This is a genomic window from Kinneretia sp. DJ1R-11 (assembly GCF_025717595.1).
Lineage (GTDB): Bacteria > Pseudomonadota > Gammaproteobacteria > Burkholderiales > Burkholderiaceae_C > Paucibacter_A.
Genome location: NZ_JAJIRR010000017.1, coordinates 15,535 through 32,879, shown reverse-complemented (window position 1 = coordinate 32,879; position 17,345 = coordinate 15,535). Strand labels below are relative to the sequence as shown.

The 17,345-nt window shown below is 64.1% G+C and carries 15 protein-coding genes; 1 reads left to right on the top strand and 14 read right to left on the bottom strand.

What is annotated here, in order from left to right; all coding sequences use genetic code 11:
• Positions 1-7: 7 nt before the first annotated feature.
• Positions 8-2,119 (bottom strand): AMP-binding protein, encoded by a 2,112-nt coding sequence (locus tag LNV23_RS21565; protein WP_263564885.1) that lies wholly within the window; start codon positions 2,117-2,119, stop codon positions 8-10.
• 32 nt (positions 2,120-2,151) lie between these two features.
• Positions 2,152-2,826 carry an acyl-homoserine-lactone synthase gene (locus LNV23_RS21560; protein ID WP_263564884.1) on the bottom strand — a complete coding sequence of 225 codons (675 nt, stop codon included), beginning with the start codon at positions 2,824-2,826 and terminating at the stop codon, positions 2,152-2,154.
• 207 nt (positions 2,827-3,033) lie between these two features.
• On the opposite strand from LNV23_RS21560, the gene LNV23_RS21555 reads away from it, so the two are divergent.
• On the top strand, positions 3,034-4,308 hold the full coding sequence (locus LNV23_RS21555) for a DEAD/DEAH box helicase (RefSeq protein WP_263564883.1): 1,275 nt from the start codon (positions 3,034-3,036) through the stop codon (positions 4,306-4,308).
• Here LNV23_RS21555 and LNV23_RS21550 read toward each other — a convergent pair.
• From LNV23_RS21550 to LNV23_RS21490, 12 genes are all read right to left on the bottom strand, one after another.
• On the bottom strand, positions 4,299-6,083 hold the full coding sequence (locus LNV23_RS21550) for a FapA family protein (RefSeq protein WP_263564882.1): 1,785 nt from the start codon (positions 6,081-6,083) through the stop codon (positions 4,299-4,301). The genes LNV23_RS21555 and LNV23_RS21550 overlap by 10 nt on opposite strands.
• Positions 6,084-6,183: 100 nt before the next feature.
• On the bottom strand, positions 6,184-6,936 hold the full coding sequence (locus LNV23_RS21545) for a PilW family protein (protein WP_263564881.1): 753 nt from the start codon (positions 6,934-6,936) through the stop codon (positions 6,184-6,186).
• A gap of 8 nt (positions 6,937-6,944) precedes the next feature.
• Positions 6,945-7,373: a type II secretion system protein gene (locus tag LNV23_RS21540; protein WP_263564880.1), complete on the bottom strand. Its 429-nt coding sequence runs from the start codon at positions 7,371-7,373 to the stop codon at positions 6,945-6,947.
• Positions 7,357-7,836 (bottom strand): pilus assembly FimT family protein, encoded by a 480-nt coding sequence (locus LNV23_RS21535; protein WP_263564879.1) that lies wholly within the window; start codon positions 7,834-7,836, stop codon positions 7,357-7,359. The genes LNV23_RS21540 and LNV23_RS21535 overlap by 17 nt, the downstream gene beginning before the upstream one ends.
• On the bottom strand, positions 7,836-8,234 hold the full coding sequence (locus tag LNV23_RS21530) for a type IV pilin protein (RefSeq protein ID WP_318023259.1): 399 nt from the start codon (positions 8,232-8,234) through the stop codon (positions 7,836-7,838). The genes LNV23_RS21535 and LNV23_RS21530 overlap by 1 nt, the downstream gene beginning before the upstream one ends.
• Positions 8,235-8,629: 395 nt before the next feature.
• Positions 8,630-9,394 carry an exodeoxyribonuclease III gene (xth, locus tag LNV23_RS21520; protein ID WP_263564878.1) on the bottom strand — a complete coding sequence of 255 codons (765 nt, stop codon included), beginning with the start codon at positions 9,392-9,394 and terminating at the stop codon, positions 8,630-8,632.
• Between the two features lie 185 nt (positions 9,395-9,579).
• Positions 9,580-10,914 (bottom strand): phosphate regulon sensor histidine kinase PhoR, encoded by a 1,335-nt coding sequence (gene phoR / locus LNV23_RS21515; RefSeq protein WP_263564877.1) that lies wholly within the window; start codon positions 10,912-10,914, stop codon positions 9,580-9,582.
• 13 nt (positions 10,915-10,927) lie between these two features.
• Positions 10,928-11,629: a phosphate regulon transcriptional regulator PhoB gene (phoB, locus tag LNV23_RS21510; RefSeq protein ID WP_263564876.1), complete on the bottom strand. Its 702-nt coding sequence runs from the start codon at positions 11,627-11,629 to the stop codon at positions 10,928-10,930.
• 23 nt (positions 11,630-11,652) lie between these two features.
• Positions 11,653-12,366 (bottom strand): phosphate signaling complex protein PhoU, encoded by a 714-nt coding sequence (phoU, locus tag LNV23_RS21505; protein WP_263564875.1) that lies wholly within the window; start codon positions 12,364-12,366, stop codon positions 11,653-11,655.
• Between the two features lie 82 nt (positions 12,367-12,448).
• Positions 12,449-13,297 carry a phosphate ABC transporter ATP-binding protein PstB gene (gene pstB, locus LNV23_RS21500; protein WP_263564874.1) on the bottom strand — a complete coding sequence of 283 codons (849 nt, stop codon included), beginning with the start codon at positions 13,295-13,297 and terminating at the stop codon, positions 12,449-12,451.
• Positions 13,298-13,347: 50 nt separating this feature from the next.
• Positions 13,348-15,003 carry a phosphate ABC transporter permease PstA gene (gene pstA, locus LNV23_RS21495; RefSeq protein WP_263564873.1) on the bottom strand — a complete coding sequence of 552 codons (1,656 nt, stop codon included), beginning with the start codon at positions 15,001-15,003 and terminating at the stop codon, positions 13,348-13,350.
• Between the two features lie 16 nt (positions 15,004-15,019).
• A complete protein-coding gene (locus LNV23_RS21490; RefSeq protein ID WP_263564872.1) occupies positions 15,020-17,233 on the bottom strand; it encodes an ABC transporter permease subunit in 2,214 nt (737 codons plus the stop codon).
• Positions 17,234-17,345: the final 112 nt, after the last annotated feature.

The following is a 17,345-nucleotide window of genomic DNA, read 5'->3' as shown; positions in this document are numbered from 1 at the left end:
TACTCCTTCAGCAGGCAATGGGTTGCGACTGGGTCCGGCGCCAGACTTCCTGAGCCAGCAGGGCCGGGCTGTTGTGGCGGTAGAGCGCATCCGGCTCCAGCTGCAAGCCATGGCTGCTGTCCAGATCCGCGAGCAATTCAAGGGCCGCTATCGAGTCCAGCGCCAGGCTGGCAAAGCTGTCTTCGGCGCGCAGTTGCACCGCTTCACAGCGCAGCGTCAGCGCGATGCGCTGCATCAACCAGGCCTGGATGCTGGCGACGCTGTCCAAGCTGAGCGTTACGGCTTCGGCGGCGAGCTCGGGCGTCCGGGGCTCTTTGTCCAGGCGTGCGTACAGGGGCAGGCTGCCGGACAGGAACTCGTTCTTCAACGCCACACGTTGCAACTTGCCCGACGAGGTAGTGCGCACCGTCTTGCGGGGAATGAAGAGCAGGGTGTCCACGTTGATGCCGTACTTTTCGCTCAGGCGCGCGTTGATGCGAGCTTGGAGCTCGGTCATGTCGATGGCGCTTCGTGGTACCTCCAGAGCCAGCGCGACGAGCTCCTCACCCATGCGCCCATGCTGGAATGCGACCGAGCGGCAGTTGATCAGTTCGGGGCAGGCTTGCAAGGCCTCATGCTCCAGGTCCTGGGGAAAGTAGTTGGCCCCACGCACGATCAGCAGTTCCTTGCTGCGCCCCGTGATGAAGAGCTCGCCCTGATCCAGACAGCCCAAGTCGCCGGTGCGCAGCCACCCGCCTTGACCATCCAACCGTTGATCAAAGCACTCGGCACTGCGCGCCGGGTCCTGCCAGTAGCCCTGGGTGACGCTGGAGCCCCGCACCCAGACCTCGCCGATCTCTCGCTCCCCTCGGGGCAGACGCAGGCTGGGCTCGACGATGCGCAGCTCCAGGCTGGGGTGCGGGCGGCCGCAGCTGACCACGGTCTGGGTATTGGGCAATAGCGCGTCCTGCTGCAGCCACTGCTGCCGGGCCAGCGCTCGGGCATCGAGATGGCGACGCCCCAGCATTTGTCCCAGCGGCTTGCCGCTGACCATCAGCGTGGTCTCCGCCATGCCGTAGCAGGGGAACAAGGCCTCGGCCTTGAATCCGACCGACTCAAAGCGTCGGGCAAACTCGTCCATGCTGCGCGCATGGATGGGCTCGGCGCCGCAGAAAGCGACCCGCCAGCCACTGAGGTCCAGACCTTGCAGCTCGCGATCACGCACCTTGTCCACGCAAAGCTGAAAGGCGAAGTTGGGCCCGCCGCTGCTGACGCCGCCGCTGCTGCCCTGGCTGAACTCGCTGACCGCCTGCAACCAGCGGGCAGGGCTGCGCACCAGCACACTGGTGGGCATGAGCAGACTGGCGAAACCGGCGTGCACCGGCTGCAGGACTCCGCCAACCAGGCCCATATCGTGGTACGGCGGCAGCCAGATCACGGAGCGGCTGTGCCCTTTGCGGTGGCCGAAGCAGTCCTGGATCAGCTGCGAGTTCTCGACCAGATTGCGCTGCGTCAGCATCACGCCCTTGGGCCGACCGGTCGAGCCCGAGGTGTACTGCAACATCGCCAGGGCGTCCGGGTCGGGGTCCAGGCCGGCCAGGGATCCGGGTGGTGCCTGGTCCAGCTCCTCGACACAGAGCCAGCCCGTGCCGGCCAGTTCCGAGTCGGCGCGCAGCTCGGCCAACTCTTCGTCCATGCTGGCTCGGCGGCACAGCAGCTGGGCTCCAGCGAGCTCGCGCAGCACCAGGCGCAAGCGCTCGGCCTGCAGCGGGCTGCGCGGAGGAAAGGTCGGCACGACCACGATGCCCGCAACCAGGCATGCCAAAAAGGCGACCGCGAACTGCCGTCCCTGCGGCAATGCCAAGACCAGCTTGAGGCTGCCATCGCGCGCACCGGGCAGCTGGCGCAAGGCCTGGGCATAGCGGCCGACCCAGGCCGCCAGCTGCGCGTGACTGAGCCGCTCGTCCTGATCGTCCTCGGTCTGCCAGAACTGATAGACCAACTCTGCACCCTGTTCCGTTGCGTTGCGGCGCAAGGCATCGGCAAAGCTGCGCGGACGGCCGGCCTCAGAGGTGCCGGTGGGGTTGGCGCAGGCCGGTTCGCGAGTTCGAATCGTGCTGTCGATCAAGATGTCGTCCATGACCATGGTGCTTTCGCAGGTGGGAGTCGGGCTCAGGCGGCCTGCGCGCTGGGCAGTCGGCTCGAAGCCGGCAAACTCAGGACATGTCGCCCCTGGCATTCGATCTGGCAAGCGAACAAGCGGTGACCACCGACGGTCTGCGGCGGCGCGAGCGCTCGGGTGTTGAATCCCGCCATGCTGAGCAAACGGTCGATGCCGACCGGTGAGACCGTCACCAGACTGCGGGCACCCAGGCGGCGAGCGTGGTCGAGGGCCGCCTGCAGCAAGGCGACGGCCTGCTCGGACGAGAACTGGGGCAGTGCGCTGCGCGGCCGGTCCGTTGTGGGGCGGCGCAGCTTGGCGCTCTCCTCGGCCACGGCCGTGCGTTGCGACGCGCCGAACAGGGCGGGGCTGAGCACAGCGAAACGCGACAACTCCCAGACCGCGGCGTCGTGCGGCAAAAGTCCCGGAGCCAACATCGGGAACACCTGCTGCAGCAGATAGGGCTGCAGCGTGGGCAACAGCCGTGCACAGCCGGCCAACGCTCCTGAGTCCTCGCGCAGCAAGACGTAGTGGGCCTCAGCATGATCGAACTGATCGAGTTCGCAACCTACAGGGCAGTCGAGCCGCCAACCGAGGGTTCGTACGAAGACTTGATAGCGATAGGCCGCAATCTCCTGCAACAGCTTCGGCCCCATCTCTTCGCGTGAAACAGCACTGATATACATTCGCACTCCTCCAAACCGTTGCGGCGGACGATACGCAAACGTGTCGGCTTTGAAACCTACCAACTCAGGTAGGCGCTGTGCCTCGGAAATGCCTCATGACATGTGCCTGCGCGGCAGTGTGTGCCGCATGGCTTATCGAGCGGCCAGAACCGCCAAGACAGGGCGGCGGGCCTACAATCGGCGCCCATCCCGCATCTTGGCCCGACCATGTCCTTCGCTACCCTGGGCCTTTCGCCCGCCTTGGTCCGTGCCGTGCGCGAGCAGGGCTACCACGCCCCTACCGCCATCCAAGGCACCGCCATTCCCGCCATCCTGGCCGGCCGCGATGTGCTGGGCCTGGCCCAGACCGGCTCGGGCAAGACGGCCGCTTTTGCGCTGCCCTTGCTTCAGCGTTTGCGTGTACCTGCCGCTGCCGGGCCACGCCGCCTGCAGGCCTTGCTGCTGCTGCCGACGCGAGAGCTGGTGGCCCAGGTCGGTGAGGTTGTGCGCGAGTTCGCCCGCGTGCTGCCGCAGCGCCTGAAGATCGAGCTCGCATTTGGTGGCGTGTCGATCAACCCGCAGATGATGGCCTTGCGCGGCGGCTGCGACATCATGGTTGCCACACCAGGTCGCTTGCTCGACCTGATCGACCATAACGCGCTGGATCTGCGTAGTGTGGAAATACTGGTATTGGACGAGGCGGATCGTCTGCTCGACCTGGGCTTTGCCGAAGAGCTGCAGCGCATCCTGTCCCTGCTGCCGGCACGCCGCCAGAGCTTGTTCTTTTCCGCCACCTTCCCCAAAGCAGTGCAAGGCCTGGCCGAGGGCTTGCTGCGCGAACCGCAGCGCATCGAGATCGCGCCCGAGCCGCAGCGCAGCGCCGCCATCGTGCAGCGGGCCATCCGAGTTGACGAAAGCCGCCGCACGCCTTTGCTGCGCCATCTGCTGCAGACCGAGGAGGGCTGGAGCCGCGCTCTGGTGTTCGTGGCCACTCGCTATGCCACCGAGCATGTCTCGGACAAACTCTGGGCCCAAGGCCTCAAGGCCGCCGCCCTGCACGGCGAGTTGAGTCAGGGCGCGCGCAGCCAGGTGCTGGCGGCGCTGCGCAGCGGCGAGATCCAAGTGTTGGTGGCCACCGATGTGGCCGCGCGCGGCCTGGACATCGCCGAGCTGCCGGTGGTGGTCAACTACGACCTGCCACGTTCAGCGGCCGATTACACCCACCGGATCGGGCGCACCGGCCGCGCCGGCGAGACCGGCCTGGCGGTGAGTTTCGTACCCGCCAGCGCCGAGGCCCATTTCCGCCTGATCGAGAAACGGCAGGGCCAGCGCGTGGCCCGCGAGGAGGTGGCCGGTTTTGCCGCCAGCCCCTTGAGTGAGGCGCAGGAGGCGACCCTGAGCCAGAACGGCGGCATCAAGGGCCGGCGCAAGAGCAAGAAGGACAAGCTGCGTGAGGCTGCCGCCTTGGCGGCCGGCGAGCCCGAAGCGACAGATCAGCGGTAACGCGACCAGAGCAGGGTGGCGCTGTTGGCCGCTGCCGGCGTCACGGCGGTTTCGCCCGGCTTGAAGCTCGAAGGCAGATTGCTCAGGTCAATCTTGGTGCTGGCGCCGAGCTTGCTGCTGCCGGCGTTGTTGCCAATGCGGGCGGCCGAGATGTAGCCGTGCACCGTGGTGCTGCCGCCTGTCTCCAGAATGTCGCCGGCCAGCACATCGCCATAGACATGGTTGGAGGCGCTGAGGGTGATCTTGCCGCCGCTGTAGTTGTTGCCAACCTGCCCACCGGCACCGAAAGCGATATTGCCGGCGCCCACAGTCAGCAAGGTGCTGCTGCCGGCCTTGCAGAAGTTCTTGGGCGCCAGGTTCGGGAAGCTGCTGTTGGTGCAGAGCTGGCTGTAGCCGGCATAGTTGGCGGCATAGGAAACGTTGTTGCCGCCGGTCGTGATATTGCCGGTCGCCAGCCAGCTGTTGTAGTAAGTGCCTTGCCCGGCTTCGAAATCGCCCTTGAACCAGACGATGCCGGGCGCCATGGTCGTGCCGGCCAGGGTCCATTTGCCTGCGCTGTAGCTGAAGCAGCTGTTGTATTCGCTGTAGCCGTTGCAGATCTTGGCAGGGCAGCTGGCGGCGCTGTAGCTGTTGCTGCTGCAGACATAGTCTTGCGTGGCCCCGCTTCGGACCAGGAAGTAGGTGCCGTCCGGAATACTGCTGACATTCTTGACCGTCACCTTGATGTCATTGCCGACCTGATCGAAGGCGTAGTTGGCGCTGCTCTGATAGGCGTAGGCGTCAAAGGTCGGCACGCTGATGGTCGAGGCCGTCAAGGCGGTGATGGCGACAGACAGCCCGGGCACCCGATTCAACTTGACGCCGGTATTCCAGGTCTGCACCGTCAGGCTGCCGCCATAACTTCCACTGTTGACGGTGCCGGCGACCTGCTCCTCGTAATTTCCTTGGACCAGGGCCGAGCCCGTGATCAGCGAGTTGCTGGCCACCACGCTGCCCTTGGTCTTGAGCGTTGCGATGGTGGCGCTGCTGCCCAACCTGACATTGCCGATGGCACTGAGGTCGGTGACTGCATTGCTGTCCAGGGTGACCGTTCCATTGGCCTTGAGACTGCCAGCGCTGACTCCACCCGTGAGGCCGATATTGCCCATGGCCTGCACATTGCTGTAGCTGCCGCTGCCACTGAGCGCAATGTTTCCCTCGGAAAACAGGGTCTCGATGCTCGTGCTGCCACCCAGACTGATGTCGCCTGAGGCATAGAGGTTGGAGATGCCGGCCAGGCTGCCGGCGCCGGTCACCTTGCCATCGACGACGATCTTGGAATTGGCATCTCCGATCACGCTCAGGTCGCCGCTCAGGTCGAGATTGCCCTTGATATTGACCGCGGCGCCGCGCGAGCCTGTGCCGCCGCCGCCGGGGCTGCCCTTGGCGCAGAAAGTGGCTGCCAGCAAGGCATTGGCGCCACCGCTGCTGCCGGTGATGTTGAAGCCGACTCGGGTGCCGCCTCCGCAGTTGACGCTGTCGGCGGCCAGCACATCGGTGACCGTTGCCGAGATACCGCTCACGCCGGCGAAGCTGACTGTCTGGTTGGCGCTCAGCTTGGCTGCGTCCGTGGCACCGAGCTGAAACAGGTACTGGCGCACCGCCTCGGTGCCACCCCAGGCTTTCAGCTGCGCCTGAGTCAGGGCATGCACGGTGACCGATTGCACCTGCAGGCTGCGCACATAGTAGATGCCGCCGAACACCATGGCGCCCAGGGACAAGCCGCTCAACAGCATGAAGAGGACCGAGGAAATGCCGCGTTGCCTGCGCCCTGCGTGCCGGCAAGTGGGAGCTGAAGGCTTAAAAGAAGGGCGGGAGACCATGGAGGTTTGAGCGTCAGGAAATCAGATTGGCCAGGCAGCTGGTGTAGGTGTTGCTGCTGCCGCTGACGCTGGAGCTGTAGTTCAGCGTCACGCTGACCGAGGCGGCCGGTGCCGTCAGCTTGCTGATGGTCTCGGGAATGGCACCAAAGGGCCAGCAGTTGCTCGCATTGCGCGCACTGAGGGCGACGGCCTGGCTCATCACCTGGCCCTCGACCAGGGCGCGGCTGGTCCAGCTAATGGTCTTCCAGTTGCTGGCCAGCGGGTGACAGCCGGTGCTGGACTGCAGCAGGTAGAAGGCTTTGCTGCCGCTGTCAGACAGCAGGGCGCTACAGGTGTAAGCGCTGCTGTTGGCGCTCAGATTGGGGTTCTGAACCCAGACAATGGCATTGCCGCTCTGAGCCGCGCTGCTCAGGCTGACAACGCTGCCATCCAGTCGGCCGGTGCTGGTGTTGAGGACCGCACTGCTGATCAGCAGCAGATGGCTGCCGCTGCTGGGGCTGCTGATGCCGTAGCCCGCGCCTTGTAGCGCAATCTGCGCGCTCAGCAAGCCGGTGGCGAGCTGGCCGTCTTGAATGGAGTTGCGCACCAGACCGCCATTGCCGTAGAGGCTTTGCGTGGTGCTGCGGTACAGGGCCAAGGCGCCGAGCACGGCGATCAGTGAGATCACCATGCCGACCATCAGGCTGATCAGGCTCAGTCCGGCCTGGCGAACCAAGCCGGGCGTGGGGCTCGTTGCAGGCACAAAGACAGGTGCAAAAGCAGCCATGGCCGGCCTCAATTGCTCACGGTCAGGGTGCCAGGCCCAAACAAGGTCTCAGCGTCGGCGGCGTATTGCACCACCGGCAGGCTGGCGGATTTGGCCACGCCGTTGAGAGTCACGGTCACAGCGGTGATCGTGCAGGTTTTCTGAACACCCGTCACTTGCAGATTGCTGCCCAGGCTCAGATTGCTGCTGACCGTGCTGGCGCCCGCGGCCGGGCAGCCATTGGCGACGCCGGCATTCTGCAAGTCGGCGCGTATGCCCTGGATGGCCAGGCTTTGGCCCTTCTGGTACTTCTGCGCCACCATGGCCCGGCTCAAGGCGTACACCAGGCCGAGACCGATGACACCGAGCAGGATCATGGCAATCAGCGCTTCGACCAGCGCATCTCCGCGCTGGCTGGCCAGCGGGTGCCGGCGCCGCGACTCAGTTGAGCGTGCCACTGCTGGTCTCCGTGCCCTTGCTGACTTCGAAACTGAGCGCGGTTCCGCAAACCGTGGCACCCACCGTGGCGGCCACTGGCGAGCCGCTGCTGTCCAGGGCCACGCATTGGCTGGTGGCGTTGTTCAGCTTGATGGAGGCTGGTGGCACCGAGGTCCAACTGACTGCGCTGCAATCGAGCGTAGCCGGGATGCCCTGTCGTACGCAGAGCTGACCCGGCACGGCCACCAGCACGGCTGCAGCCGTGGCGCTGGTGGCCGCAGGGTTGCGCAAGGCCAGCGCCTTGAGTTGGCTCATGCCTTGCATCAGCAGGGTTTGGGTCTGGCGCACCGAAGCCTGGCTGCCCCAGGACGAGGTGAAGGGCGCGGCGGCAAGGGCCAGCAGCATCATGACGGCCACCGTAACCATCATTTCGATCAGCGAGACCCCTCGTTGAAGGCCCAAGATGGATGTGTGCGGCTTCATCACCAGGTCGTGAATCCGCAGCTGCTGCTGGCCGTGCGCGTGTTGCTGTTGTTGAGCGTCAGCACGCAGCCGGACAGGCTGCTCTGGCCGGTGGCCGTCAGGGTGTAGCTGCTGGTCGTGCTGACCAAGGTGTAATTGAAATAGGTCGACTGTGTGGGTGCCCAGGCGGGGAAGGTCGACGTGCTGGCCACCGTGCCGGCCGCGTTCACAGGGTAGACCAACTGCAACTGGTACCGGTTCTCCATATTGAGGGCCAAAGCAGCAAGATCGGCGCTGGCGCCCTTGGCACGGCTCTTGTTCACATAGCTGGTGTAGGAGGGCAGGGCGATGGCGGCGATGACGGCGAGCACCACCAGCGCAATCATCAACTCGATCAAGGTGAAGCCTGAGGCGTGCATCGGGCCGTGACGATGCCACTTGCCCTGCGATGGGAGCCGAGCCGGACGGGCGATGACGAGCGCTGAGCTGTTCAAGTGAAGTCCTTGCCGGCCACAGGGCCGAAAGCAGTGATGAGCTGAAAACATTAGAACCAACTAGATACCAATCTTACAGACTGGTATCAATGTGGGTCTGCGATGTTTGTCACGCTCAAGGCGCACATGAACAGGGCTCGGCCGCAATTCGCACGCCATGCTTTGCTTATAGCGGATCCATCCAAGCTTGGGAACTTGGAACTCCCGGGGCAAATTCGGGCAAACGCGGCAAAGCGTGCAAGCGAAGCCTGCAAGGTCTCCGCCACAAGTGTGAGTCAGTCGCGGGCAGTGCCCGCCAGCGGCATCGGCTCAGTCGCTGTTCAGGCCAGCTCGACCCAGACCGGTGCGTGGTCGCTCGGCCGCTCGTTCTTGCGCGGCGCACGGTCGATGCTGCAGGCCTTGACTTGGCCGCTCAGCGCAGCGCTGACCAGGATGTGGTCGATGCGCAGGCCCTGGTTCTTACGGAACGCGAGGTTGCGGTAGTCCCACCAGCTCCAGCTCTTGGGCGCTTGCTCGAACAGGCGGAAAGCGTCGACCATTTGCAAGCCCAGCAGCCCTTGGAAATGGGCACGCTCCTCAGGCGTGCAATGGATCTGCCCGGCCCAGGCCACCGGATCGTAGACATCGCGGTCCTCGGGGGCGATGTTGTAATCGCCCATGAGTACCAGCTTCGGGTGGCGCTGTAGTTCGTCAGCGACGAAGCGGCGCAGCGCCTCCAGCCAAGCCATCTTGTAGACAAACTTCTCGCTGTCCGGCGCTTGCCCGTTGGGAAAATAGGCGCCGATGCAGCGCACACCGTCGACCGTACCGGTGATGACACGGGCCTGCGGATCCTCGAAGCCGGGCAGGTTCTTCACCACATCGAGCGCCGCGCCGCGGCTGATCAAGGCCACGCCGTTGTAGGTTTTCTGGCCAAACCATTGCACCTGATAGCCGGCCGCTTCAATCTCGGCAAACGGGAACTTGTCATCGGTGAGCTTGGTTTCCTGCAGCACCAGGGCATCGACTGGGTTGGCGGCCAGCCAGTCCAGCACCTGAGGCAGGCGTACGGCCAGGGAGTTGACATTCCAGGTGGCAAGTTTCAAGGCAATCCTCGGTGACGGTTTCGATGTGAGTTCTGGCCTGGGGCCGCGCGACACGGTCAAACACCCGTGGGCATGAACTCAGAAGAGGGCGTCTAGTGGGCGGCCGCACCAGAGCAAGGCGCCATCCTACAAGGGTCCGTCAGCGCAGAGCCTAGCTGCGACAGTAGCAAGGCAGGAGGGGACCTTCAATGCCCGTCAGCAGGTGCGTTGTCGCGCACGCGCGCCGGTGGCATCAGCAGGCTGAAACGGCTGCCCTTGCCGACTTCACTGAAGACCTGCAACTCGCCACCATGCCGCTGCATGACGTGCTTGACGATGGACAGGCCCAGACCGGTACCGCCGGTGTCGCGCGAGCGGCTGCCGTCGACGCGGTAGAAGCGTTCGGTCAGGCGCGGCCAATGTTCCTTGGCAATGCCAGGTCCGCTGTCCTGCACACAGATCTGGCCGCCGCCCTCGGGCAGGCGGCGCCAGCTGAGTTCGATGTCTCCGCCCTCCGGCGTGTAGCGGACCGCATTGCTGAGTAGATTGCTGATGGCACTGAGCAACTCGGCTTCAATGCCGGCCAGTTGGATCGACATATCGGCTTCAACCCGGATGCGGTGGCGGCCGCCGGACAGGGCATTGGCATCGGCCTCCACGCGCTTGAGCAGGGGCGCCAGCTCCAGCCAGCGGTCTGCGCCAGGGCGAGGGCTGCCCTCCAATTGGGCCAGGGTCAGCAAGTCGCTGACCAAGCCCAACATGCGTTCGGTTTGATGGCCCATCAAGACCAAGACGCGCCGCCGCTCAGCCTCACTCAGAGGCAGCGAGCTCATGGTTTCGATGAATCCGCTGAGCACGGTCAGCGGTGTGCGGATTTCATGCGAGACATTGGCCACAAAATCACGCCGCATGGACTCTGCGCGCTCGCGCTCGGTCACGTCCTGGGTCAGGACCAGGCGCAAGCCTTCGCCGTAGGGCCTCACGATCACCGACAAGGTGCCGGGGCCTCGGCTGCTGGCCAGCAACAAGGGCTCGTTGAATCGACCGGCCTGCAGATAGCTGACAAAGCTCGGGTAGCGAACCAGATTGGTGATGCGCTGCTGCAGATCGCGCTGGGGGTCGAGCGCGAAATGGTCGGCCGCCATGCGGTTGCACCAGGTCATGTGGTCGTGCGCGTCCAGCATCAGCACGCCATTGGGTGAGGCTTCGATGGCCGAGAGGAACTGCTGCAACTGCAGCCTTTCCTGGGCGATCGCCCGGTCGCGCTTGCGCAATGCCCGCTCGATCAAATAAGCCAGGTCTCCCCAGTAGCCGCTGCCGCGTGGCGCCTCGCCCGGCTGCTTTTCACGCAGCCACTGCATCAGGCGGCGGATGCGCAAGGTGTCGATCAGCAGCAGGGTCACCACCGCGGCCAAAACACCAAACCATTCGCCGATTTGGCTGTAACCGACCAGGGTGCCGAGCGCCCGGCCGACCAGGTCACCGGCGATCACGATCAGGCCCACCAGGGCCAGGCGGGGCAGAAAACCGATGACGGTCATGAAGCTCCCTGGCTCAGGCGGAAACGGGCTGGGCTTGTTGCGAGAGCCGGTAGCCGGCACCGCGCACGGTCTCAATCATGCGCGCGCATTGCACCCGCTCCAGCGCTTCGCGCAGGCGCTTGACATGCACGTCGACGGTGCGCTCCTCGATGAAGACATGGTCGCCCCAGACGCGGTCGAGCAGCTGCGAGCGGCTGTGCACTCGCTCCGGGTGGCTCATGAAGAAGTGCAGCAGTCGGAACTCGGTCGGACCCAGCTTGACTTCGGCGCCTTCGCGGCTGACGCGGCGCGTGCCCGGATCCAGGCTCAAGCCGGCGATCACCACCACCGAATCGAGCGCCTCGGGCGCCTTGCGGCGCAGCACCGCACGGATGCGGGCCAGCAGTTCGTTGGTGGAGAAAGGCTTGGTCAGGTAGTCATCGGCACCGGCGTCCAGGCCCGAGACCTTGTCGGTCTCCTCGGCGCGGGCGGTCAGCATGATGATGGGCAGGTCCTTGGTGCGCTGTTGGCCGCGCCATTGGCGGGCCAGCGCCAGGCCGCTCTGGCCTGGCAGCATCCAGTCCAGTACGACCAGGTCGGGCAGCACCCGGTCCACTTCGTACTGAGCCTGGTCGGCGCTGCTGGCCAGAGTCACCTCAAACCCGGAGTGGCGCAAATTGATGGAGATAAGTTCGGCGATGGCCGACTCGTCTTCGACGACAAGAATCCTCGACATGCTGTGCTTCTTCTCTGTAGAGTTCAGTCTTTCAAGGCCACGGATTCAATCTGATCCAGCGGGTTGTGCCGGATGTCCGTGCCCTTGACGATGTAGATGATTTGCTCGGCCAGGTTCTTGGCGTGGTCACCGACGCGCTCGATGGCTTTGGCCACGAAGACCAGGTCGATGGAGGCCGAGATGGTGCGCGGGTCTTCCATCATGTAGGTGATGAGCTTGCGCATCAGGCCGTCGAACTCCTGGTCGATCTGGTTGTCCTGTTTGATCACTTCCAGGGCTTGCGCCGTGTCCAGGCGGGCAAAGGCGTCGAGCGCCTTGCGCAGCGAGGCCGTGGCCAACTCGGCTTCGAAGGAGATGTCGCCAACCGGCAGGCGCAGGCGGCTGAACACGCCGGTGTTGATCAGGCGGTGCACGGTGCGGGCGATGCGGGCCGCTTCATCGCCGACGCGCTCGAGATTGCCGATGGTCTTGGAGATGGCGATCAGCAGGCGCAAATCGCGGGCCGTCGGTTGACGTAGGGCGATGATGGCTGAAAGGTCTTGGTCGATCTCAACTTCCATCTGGTTGACCCGCTCCTCGGCCACCAGCACGCGCGATGCCGCTTCGCCGTCGAAGGAGGTCAGTGCCGACACGGCCAACTCGACCTGAGATTCCACCAGGCCGCCCATTTCCAGCACGCGGGTCGAGATACCGCTCAGTTCCAGATCGAACTGGCTCGACAGATGTTTGTCACCCATGACTTCTACCTTTGCGAAATTGAATCAATCGTTGCAGTCTAACGAGGCGCTCACGCGGGGTGGCGCGGGGCCACCCTGAACATCAGCCGAAGCGACCGGTGATGTAGTCCTCGGTCTCCTTGCGCTTAGGCTTCATGAACACATCGCGCGTGGCGCCGTACTCGACCAGTTCGCCCAGGTACATATAGGCCACGAAATCCGACACGCGAGCGGCTTGCTGCATGCTGTGGGTGACGATGACGATGGTGTACTTGCTCTTGAGCTCCTGCAGCAGCTCTTCGATCTTGGCGGTGGCGATCGGGTCCAGGGCCGAGCAGGGCTCGTCCAGCAGCAGGACTTCCGGCTCCAGGGCAATCGCGCGGGCGATCACCAGACGTTGCTGCTGGCCGCCCGACAGGCTCAGGCCGCTGCTGTCCAGGCGGTCCTTGACTTCATTCCACAGTGCAGCCTGGCGCAGCGAGCGCTCGACCGCCTCGTCCAGCTGGGCGCGGTCCTTGACGCCCAGCAAACGCAGGCCATAGGCCACGTTTTCGTAGATGGACTTGGGGAAGGGGTTGGGCTTCTGAAACACCATGCCGACGCGGCGGCGCAGCTGCGCCACATTGACGCTGCGGTCGAAGATGTTCTTGTTGTCCAGCTGGATCTCGCCTTCGATGCGGCAGCCATCAACCAGGTCGTTCATCCGGTTGAAGCAGCGCAGCAGGGTGGACTTGCCACAGCCGCTGGGGCCGATGAAGGCCACCACATGGCCGCGGGGGATGTTCAGTGAGACCTTGTGCAGGGCCTGCTTGGCACCGTAGAACAGGTTCAGGTCCTTGACCGACAGGGCCACGTCCAGCTCATCCAGAGGCTTGAGCGGCACGGCCGACTCAGGCACGGCGGTGGAAATCTTCAGCTTGGGCAATTCGGCGCTAGTTGCGAGGGAGCTCATGAATGTCTCTCCAGATCAAAAGTAGGTAGGGGCGGCACGGAGGTCCGGAATCAGACCGAGTCCAGCTCTTTGAATTTCTCACGCAGACGGTTGCGCATACGGATCGCCGTCAGGTTCAAACCGATGATCACAATCACCAGCAGCATGGCGGTGGCGTAGACCAAGGGTCGAGCCGCTTCCACATTGGGGCTCTGGAAGCCCACGTCGTAGATGTGGAAGCCCAGATGCATGAATTTCCGTTCCAGATGCAGGAAGGGGAAGAAGCTGTCCAGCGGCAGAGCCGGCGCCAGCTTGACCACGCCCACCAACATCAACGGTGCCACCTCGCCGGCGGCGCGAGCCACGGCCAGGATCAGGCCGGTCATCATGGCCGGGCTGGCGATGGGCAACACGGTGCGCCACAGGGTTTCGGCCTTGGTCGCCCCCAGAGCCAGGCTGCCCTCACGCACCGAACGCGGCACGCGGGCCAGGCCTTCTTCGGTCGCCACGATCACGACCGGCAAAGTCAGCAGAGCCAGGGTCAGGGCCGACCACAGGATGCCGGGGCTGCCGAAGGTCGGGCCGGGCAGGGCTTCGGGGAAGAACAGGCGGTCGATGTTGCCGCCCAGGAAGTAGACGAAGAAGCCCAGGCCGAACACACCGTAGACGATCGAAGGCACGCCGGCCAGGTTGTTCACCGAGATGCGGATGATGCGAATCAAGGGGCCCTGCTTGGCGTACTCGCGCATATAGATGCCGGCCATGATGCCCAGCGGCGTCACGATCACCGCCATCAGCAACACCATCATCACCGTGCCGAAGATGGCCGGGAAGATGCCCCCTTCGGTGTTGGCTTCACGCGGGTCTTCCCAGATGAACTCGCCCAGCTTCTTGGCATAGTGACCAATCTTGCCGAACAGGCCCATGGTGTTGGCGCGGTAGACGTCGGCCACCTGGGCCAGGCTCACCTCGACCTCGCGGCCATCGGCCACACGGCCGACAAAGCTGTCGCGGCCGATCTGCTTGCGCAGCGCATCGGTCTTTTCCTGCAGGCTGGCGAAGGTCTTGTTCAGAGCCTCGCGCTGAACCTCCATGGCGGCCTTGCTGCTGTCGCTGAGCTTGCCTTCCAACTGCAGACGGCGTTCTTGCAGGCGCAGACGTTCCAGTTCGAAATTGACGCGGCCGATTTCCTTCTTCTCGACCGCATGGATTTCGTTGAACAACTGCTGAGCACGCGCGGCGCGCTGCTGCAGCTCGGGCCAGGCGGCCTCGCCGCTGGCCACGATTTGGCCGTCCTGCTTGACTGAGACCAGGTGGCCGTAGAAATTACCCCACTCGCGGCGCTCCACGGTCACCACATCGTCGGGCAGCGTCTGCTCACCCAGCAAGGGCAGGGGGAACCAACGGAAGTCCACGCCCGAGACATCGCGATTGCCCATTTTGATGAGCACACGGTCGGTGAAGGTGTCGTTGCCCGGGATCACGAAGCCCGCTTCGCGCAGGCGGCGCACGGCCACTTCTTCGCGTTCGCGGATCTCTCCGATCAGGCCGATGGTCGTGCCATCACGTTCCTTGTAGGTGGTCTCGACCACCGGTTTGGGCCAGAAATGGCCGAGGCCACGCAGGGCCGTCAGGGCCATCACGCCGGCCACAGCCAGCACGGACACTGCCACGGCGCCGGCGGTAAGCCAGATCCAGGGCGAGCCGCTTTTGAACCAGTCTTTCATGATTGATCGTGCTCCGTCAGATCGTGCTGTACTTCTCGCGCAGACGCTGACGAATCAGCTCGGCAAGGGTGTTGACCAAAAAGGTGAAGGCGAACAACACCAGGGCGGACAGGAAAAGCAAGCGGTAGTGGGTCTCACCGACGCCGGCTTCGGGCATTTCGACGCCGATATTGGCGGACAGGGTGCGGAAGCCCGAGAACATGCTGAAGTCCATGACGGCGGTGTTGCCAGTGGCCATCAGCACGATCATGGTTTCGCCGACCGCGCGGCCCAAGCCGATCATCACGGCCGAGAAAATGCCGGGGCTGGCGGTCAGCAGCACCACACCCATCATGGTTTGCCAAGGCGTGGCACCCAGGGCCAGTGAACCCGAAGTCAGGGACTTGGGCACGCTGAAGATGGCGTCCTCGGCGATCGAGAAGATCGCCGGTGTGACCGCGAAGCCCATGGCAATGCCCACCACAAGCGAGTTGCGCTGCTCGAAGCTGATGCCGGCGGTGTTGGACAGCCAGTGCGGCAGGTCTCCGCCAAAGAAGACGGCTTCAAGCGGATGACCGAGCTGGAAGAAGCCCCAGATCACCACCACCACGATCGGCATCAGAAGGGCGGCTTCCCAGCCCAGGCCCACGCGTTCGACCAAGCGTCGCGGCATGAGATGCCAGATGTACGAGGCGACGACCATGGCCAGTGGCAGCATCAGCAAGCTCATCAAGACGCCGGCAAGATTGTTCTCGACCAGCGGTGCAAGCCACAGGCCGGCCAGGAAACCCAGCACCACAGTCGGCAATGCAGCCATGACCTCAATCGTAGGCTTGACGATTTCGCGCATGCGCTGGGTCATGAAATAGGCGGTGAAGATCGCACCCAGGATGGCCAGGGGCATGGCCACCAGCATGGCGTAGGTAGCGGCCTTGATGGTGCCGTAGGTCAGCGGCGCCAGACTGAACTTGGGTTCAAAGTCGGCGTTAGAGGCCGAGCTTTGCCAGACATAGTCGGGCTGCTCATAGCTTTCGTACCAGACCTTGCTCCACAGGCTGCTGAAGGAGACTTCCGGGTAGTGGTTGTCCACTGCTGCGGTGTAGACGCGTCCGGCTTGGTCCTGGGCCATATAGCCATTGCCGCGCGGCGGCACGCCGAGCACGGTGATCGGCTTGTCGCTGAGCTTTTCCACAAACAGCTGACGCTGCGAGGTGGCGAAATAGCTGCCCAGATTGCCGCTCGAATCACCGACGATGAAGCCCTTGCGGAAGAACTCGGCGCTCATGGCGGTGATGCCGGCCGGCATGGACTTGAAGTCACGGATGCGCTTGAGCGCGAAGTTCGCGCCCTCGGTGCGCACCGGGAACCATTGGCTCAGGCCACCCTTGTCGGTACCGACGATCAACGAGAAACCACCGCTCAACATGGTCAGGGCAGTGACCTTCTGGTCGGCCGGCGCCAGCTCGATGGTCTCCAGCAGCACAGGGCTGGATTTGTTGCTGATGTTGAAGCGGGCCAGCTTGCGCTCGCCGTGCAGCACATAGAGCTCGCGCTGCTTGGATTCAATCAGCAACTGGCGAATACCGACAGGTGCCGAGGGGATTTCCGACTGCTGAACTTCGCTCTTGGTCTCGCCCGTCATGGCATTGGTGCTGACATTGACGGCCGACAGCAGCAGGCGGCCGTCTTCGGTGACTGCCGCCAGGGTCGAGCCCTCTTCGCTCTGCTGGATGCCCAGCAGCTTGATGGGCTTGCCCTGCGGGTCAACGCTCACTGGTGCTTCGCCGACCGGGTACTCCAGGGCGGGCGTGATGACGCGCTTGTTGTTGGGGAAGCTGACCGCAAAGCTCTGCTTGACCAGGATGACGCGGCCATCCGACAGGCCAAAGCCCTGGGAAAAACTGCGTCGCTCGCCGATGTCAGCGCTGGTGACGGTGGCGCCCGCAGGCACGGGGACCTGGGTCTGGGCAATCTGCTCGCCGGTGGCGAACTTGAAGAAGGTGATGGCACCGCCAGCACCGACACGAGAGCCAATCTCACGTTGCTCTTCGCCCGTCAAGGACAAAGTGGTCTGGGCGTCGCCGCCGGGGGTGGCGAACTGCTGGCGATGGTCAACGCCAGGCGGCATGAACAAGGGCACCACGACACTGACCAGGTACACAAAAATGGCCGAAACCGCCACGATCACGCTCAGACCACCAAAGGTCATCAGCTTCTCGAACAGCTTGTCGATCAACAGTCGCCGACTCATGGCGCGGTCGACAGTGATCGACGTTTGGGTTGGACTGGCTGTATTCATGGGTGGGAAATGTTCCGCGCTGACGTTATGAAAGGGTGGGCAGGACCAGCCTGCTCACCCTCTT

Excerpts from the sequence above, each read along its gene's own strand:
- LNV23_RS21565 (WP_263564885.1), bottom strand. The coding sequence starts at position 2,119 with ATGGACGACATCTTGATCGACAGCACGATTCGAACTCGCGAACCGGCC.
- LNV23_RS21560 (WP_263564884.1), bottom strand. The coding sequence starts at position 2,826 with ATGTATATCAGTGCTGTTTCACGCGAAGAGATGGGGCCGAAGCTGTTG.
- LNV23_RS21555 (WP_263564883.1), top strand. The coding sequence starts at position 3,034 with ATGTCCTTCGCTACCCTGGGCCTTTCGCCCGCCTTGGTCCGTGCCGTG.
- LNV23_RS21550 (WP_263564882.1), bottom strand. The coding sequence starts at position 6,083 with ATGCTGTTGAGCGGCTTGTCCCTGGGCGCCATGGTGTTCGGCGGCATC.
- LNV23_RS21545 (WP_263564881.1), bottom strand. The coding sequence starts at position 6,936 with ATGGCTGCTTTTGCACCTGTCTTTGTGCCTGCAACGAGCCCCACGCCC.
- LNV23_RS21535 (WP_263564879.1), bottom strand. The coding sequence starts at position 7,836 with ATGAAGCCGCACACATCCATCTTGGGCCTTCAACGAGGGGTCTCGCTG.
- LNV23_RS21530 (WP_318023259.1), bottom strand. The coding sequence starts at position 8,234 with ATGCACGCCTCAGGCTTCACCTTGATCGAGTTGATGATTGCGCTGGTG.
- phoR (WP_263564877.1), bottom strand. The coding sequence starts at position 10,914 with ATGACCGTCATCGGTTTTCTGCCCCGCCTGGCCCTGGTGGGCCTGATC.
- phoB (WP_263564876.1), bottom strand. The coding sequence starts at position 11,629 with ATGTCGAGGATTCTTGTCGTCGAAGACGAGTCGGCCATCGCCGAACTT.
- phoU (WP_263564875.1), bottom strand. The coding sequence starts at position 12,366 with ATGGGTGACAAACATCTGTCGAGCCAGTTCGATCTGGAACTGAGCGGT.
- pstB (WP_263564874.1), bottom strand. The coding sequence starts at position 13,297 with ATGAGCTCCCTCGCAACTAGCGCCGAATTGCCCAAGCTGAAGATTTCC.
- pstA (WP_263564873.1), bottom strand. The coding sequence starts at position 15,003 with ATGAAAGACTGGTTCAAAAGCGGCTCGCCCTGGATCTGGCTTACCGCC.
- LNV23_RS21490 (WP_263564872.1), bottom strand. The coding sequence starts at position 17,233 with ATGAGTCGGCGACTGTTGATCGACAAGCTGTTCGAGAAGCTGATGACC.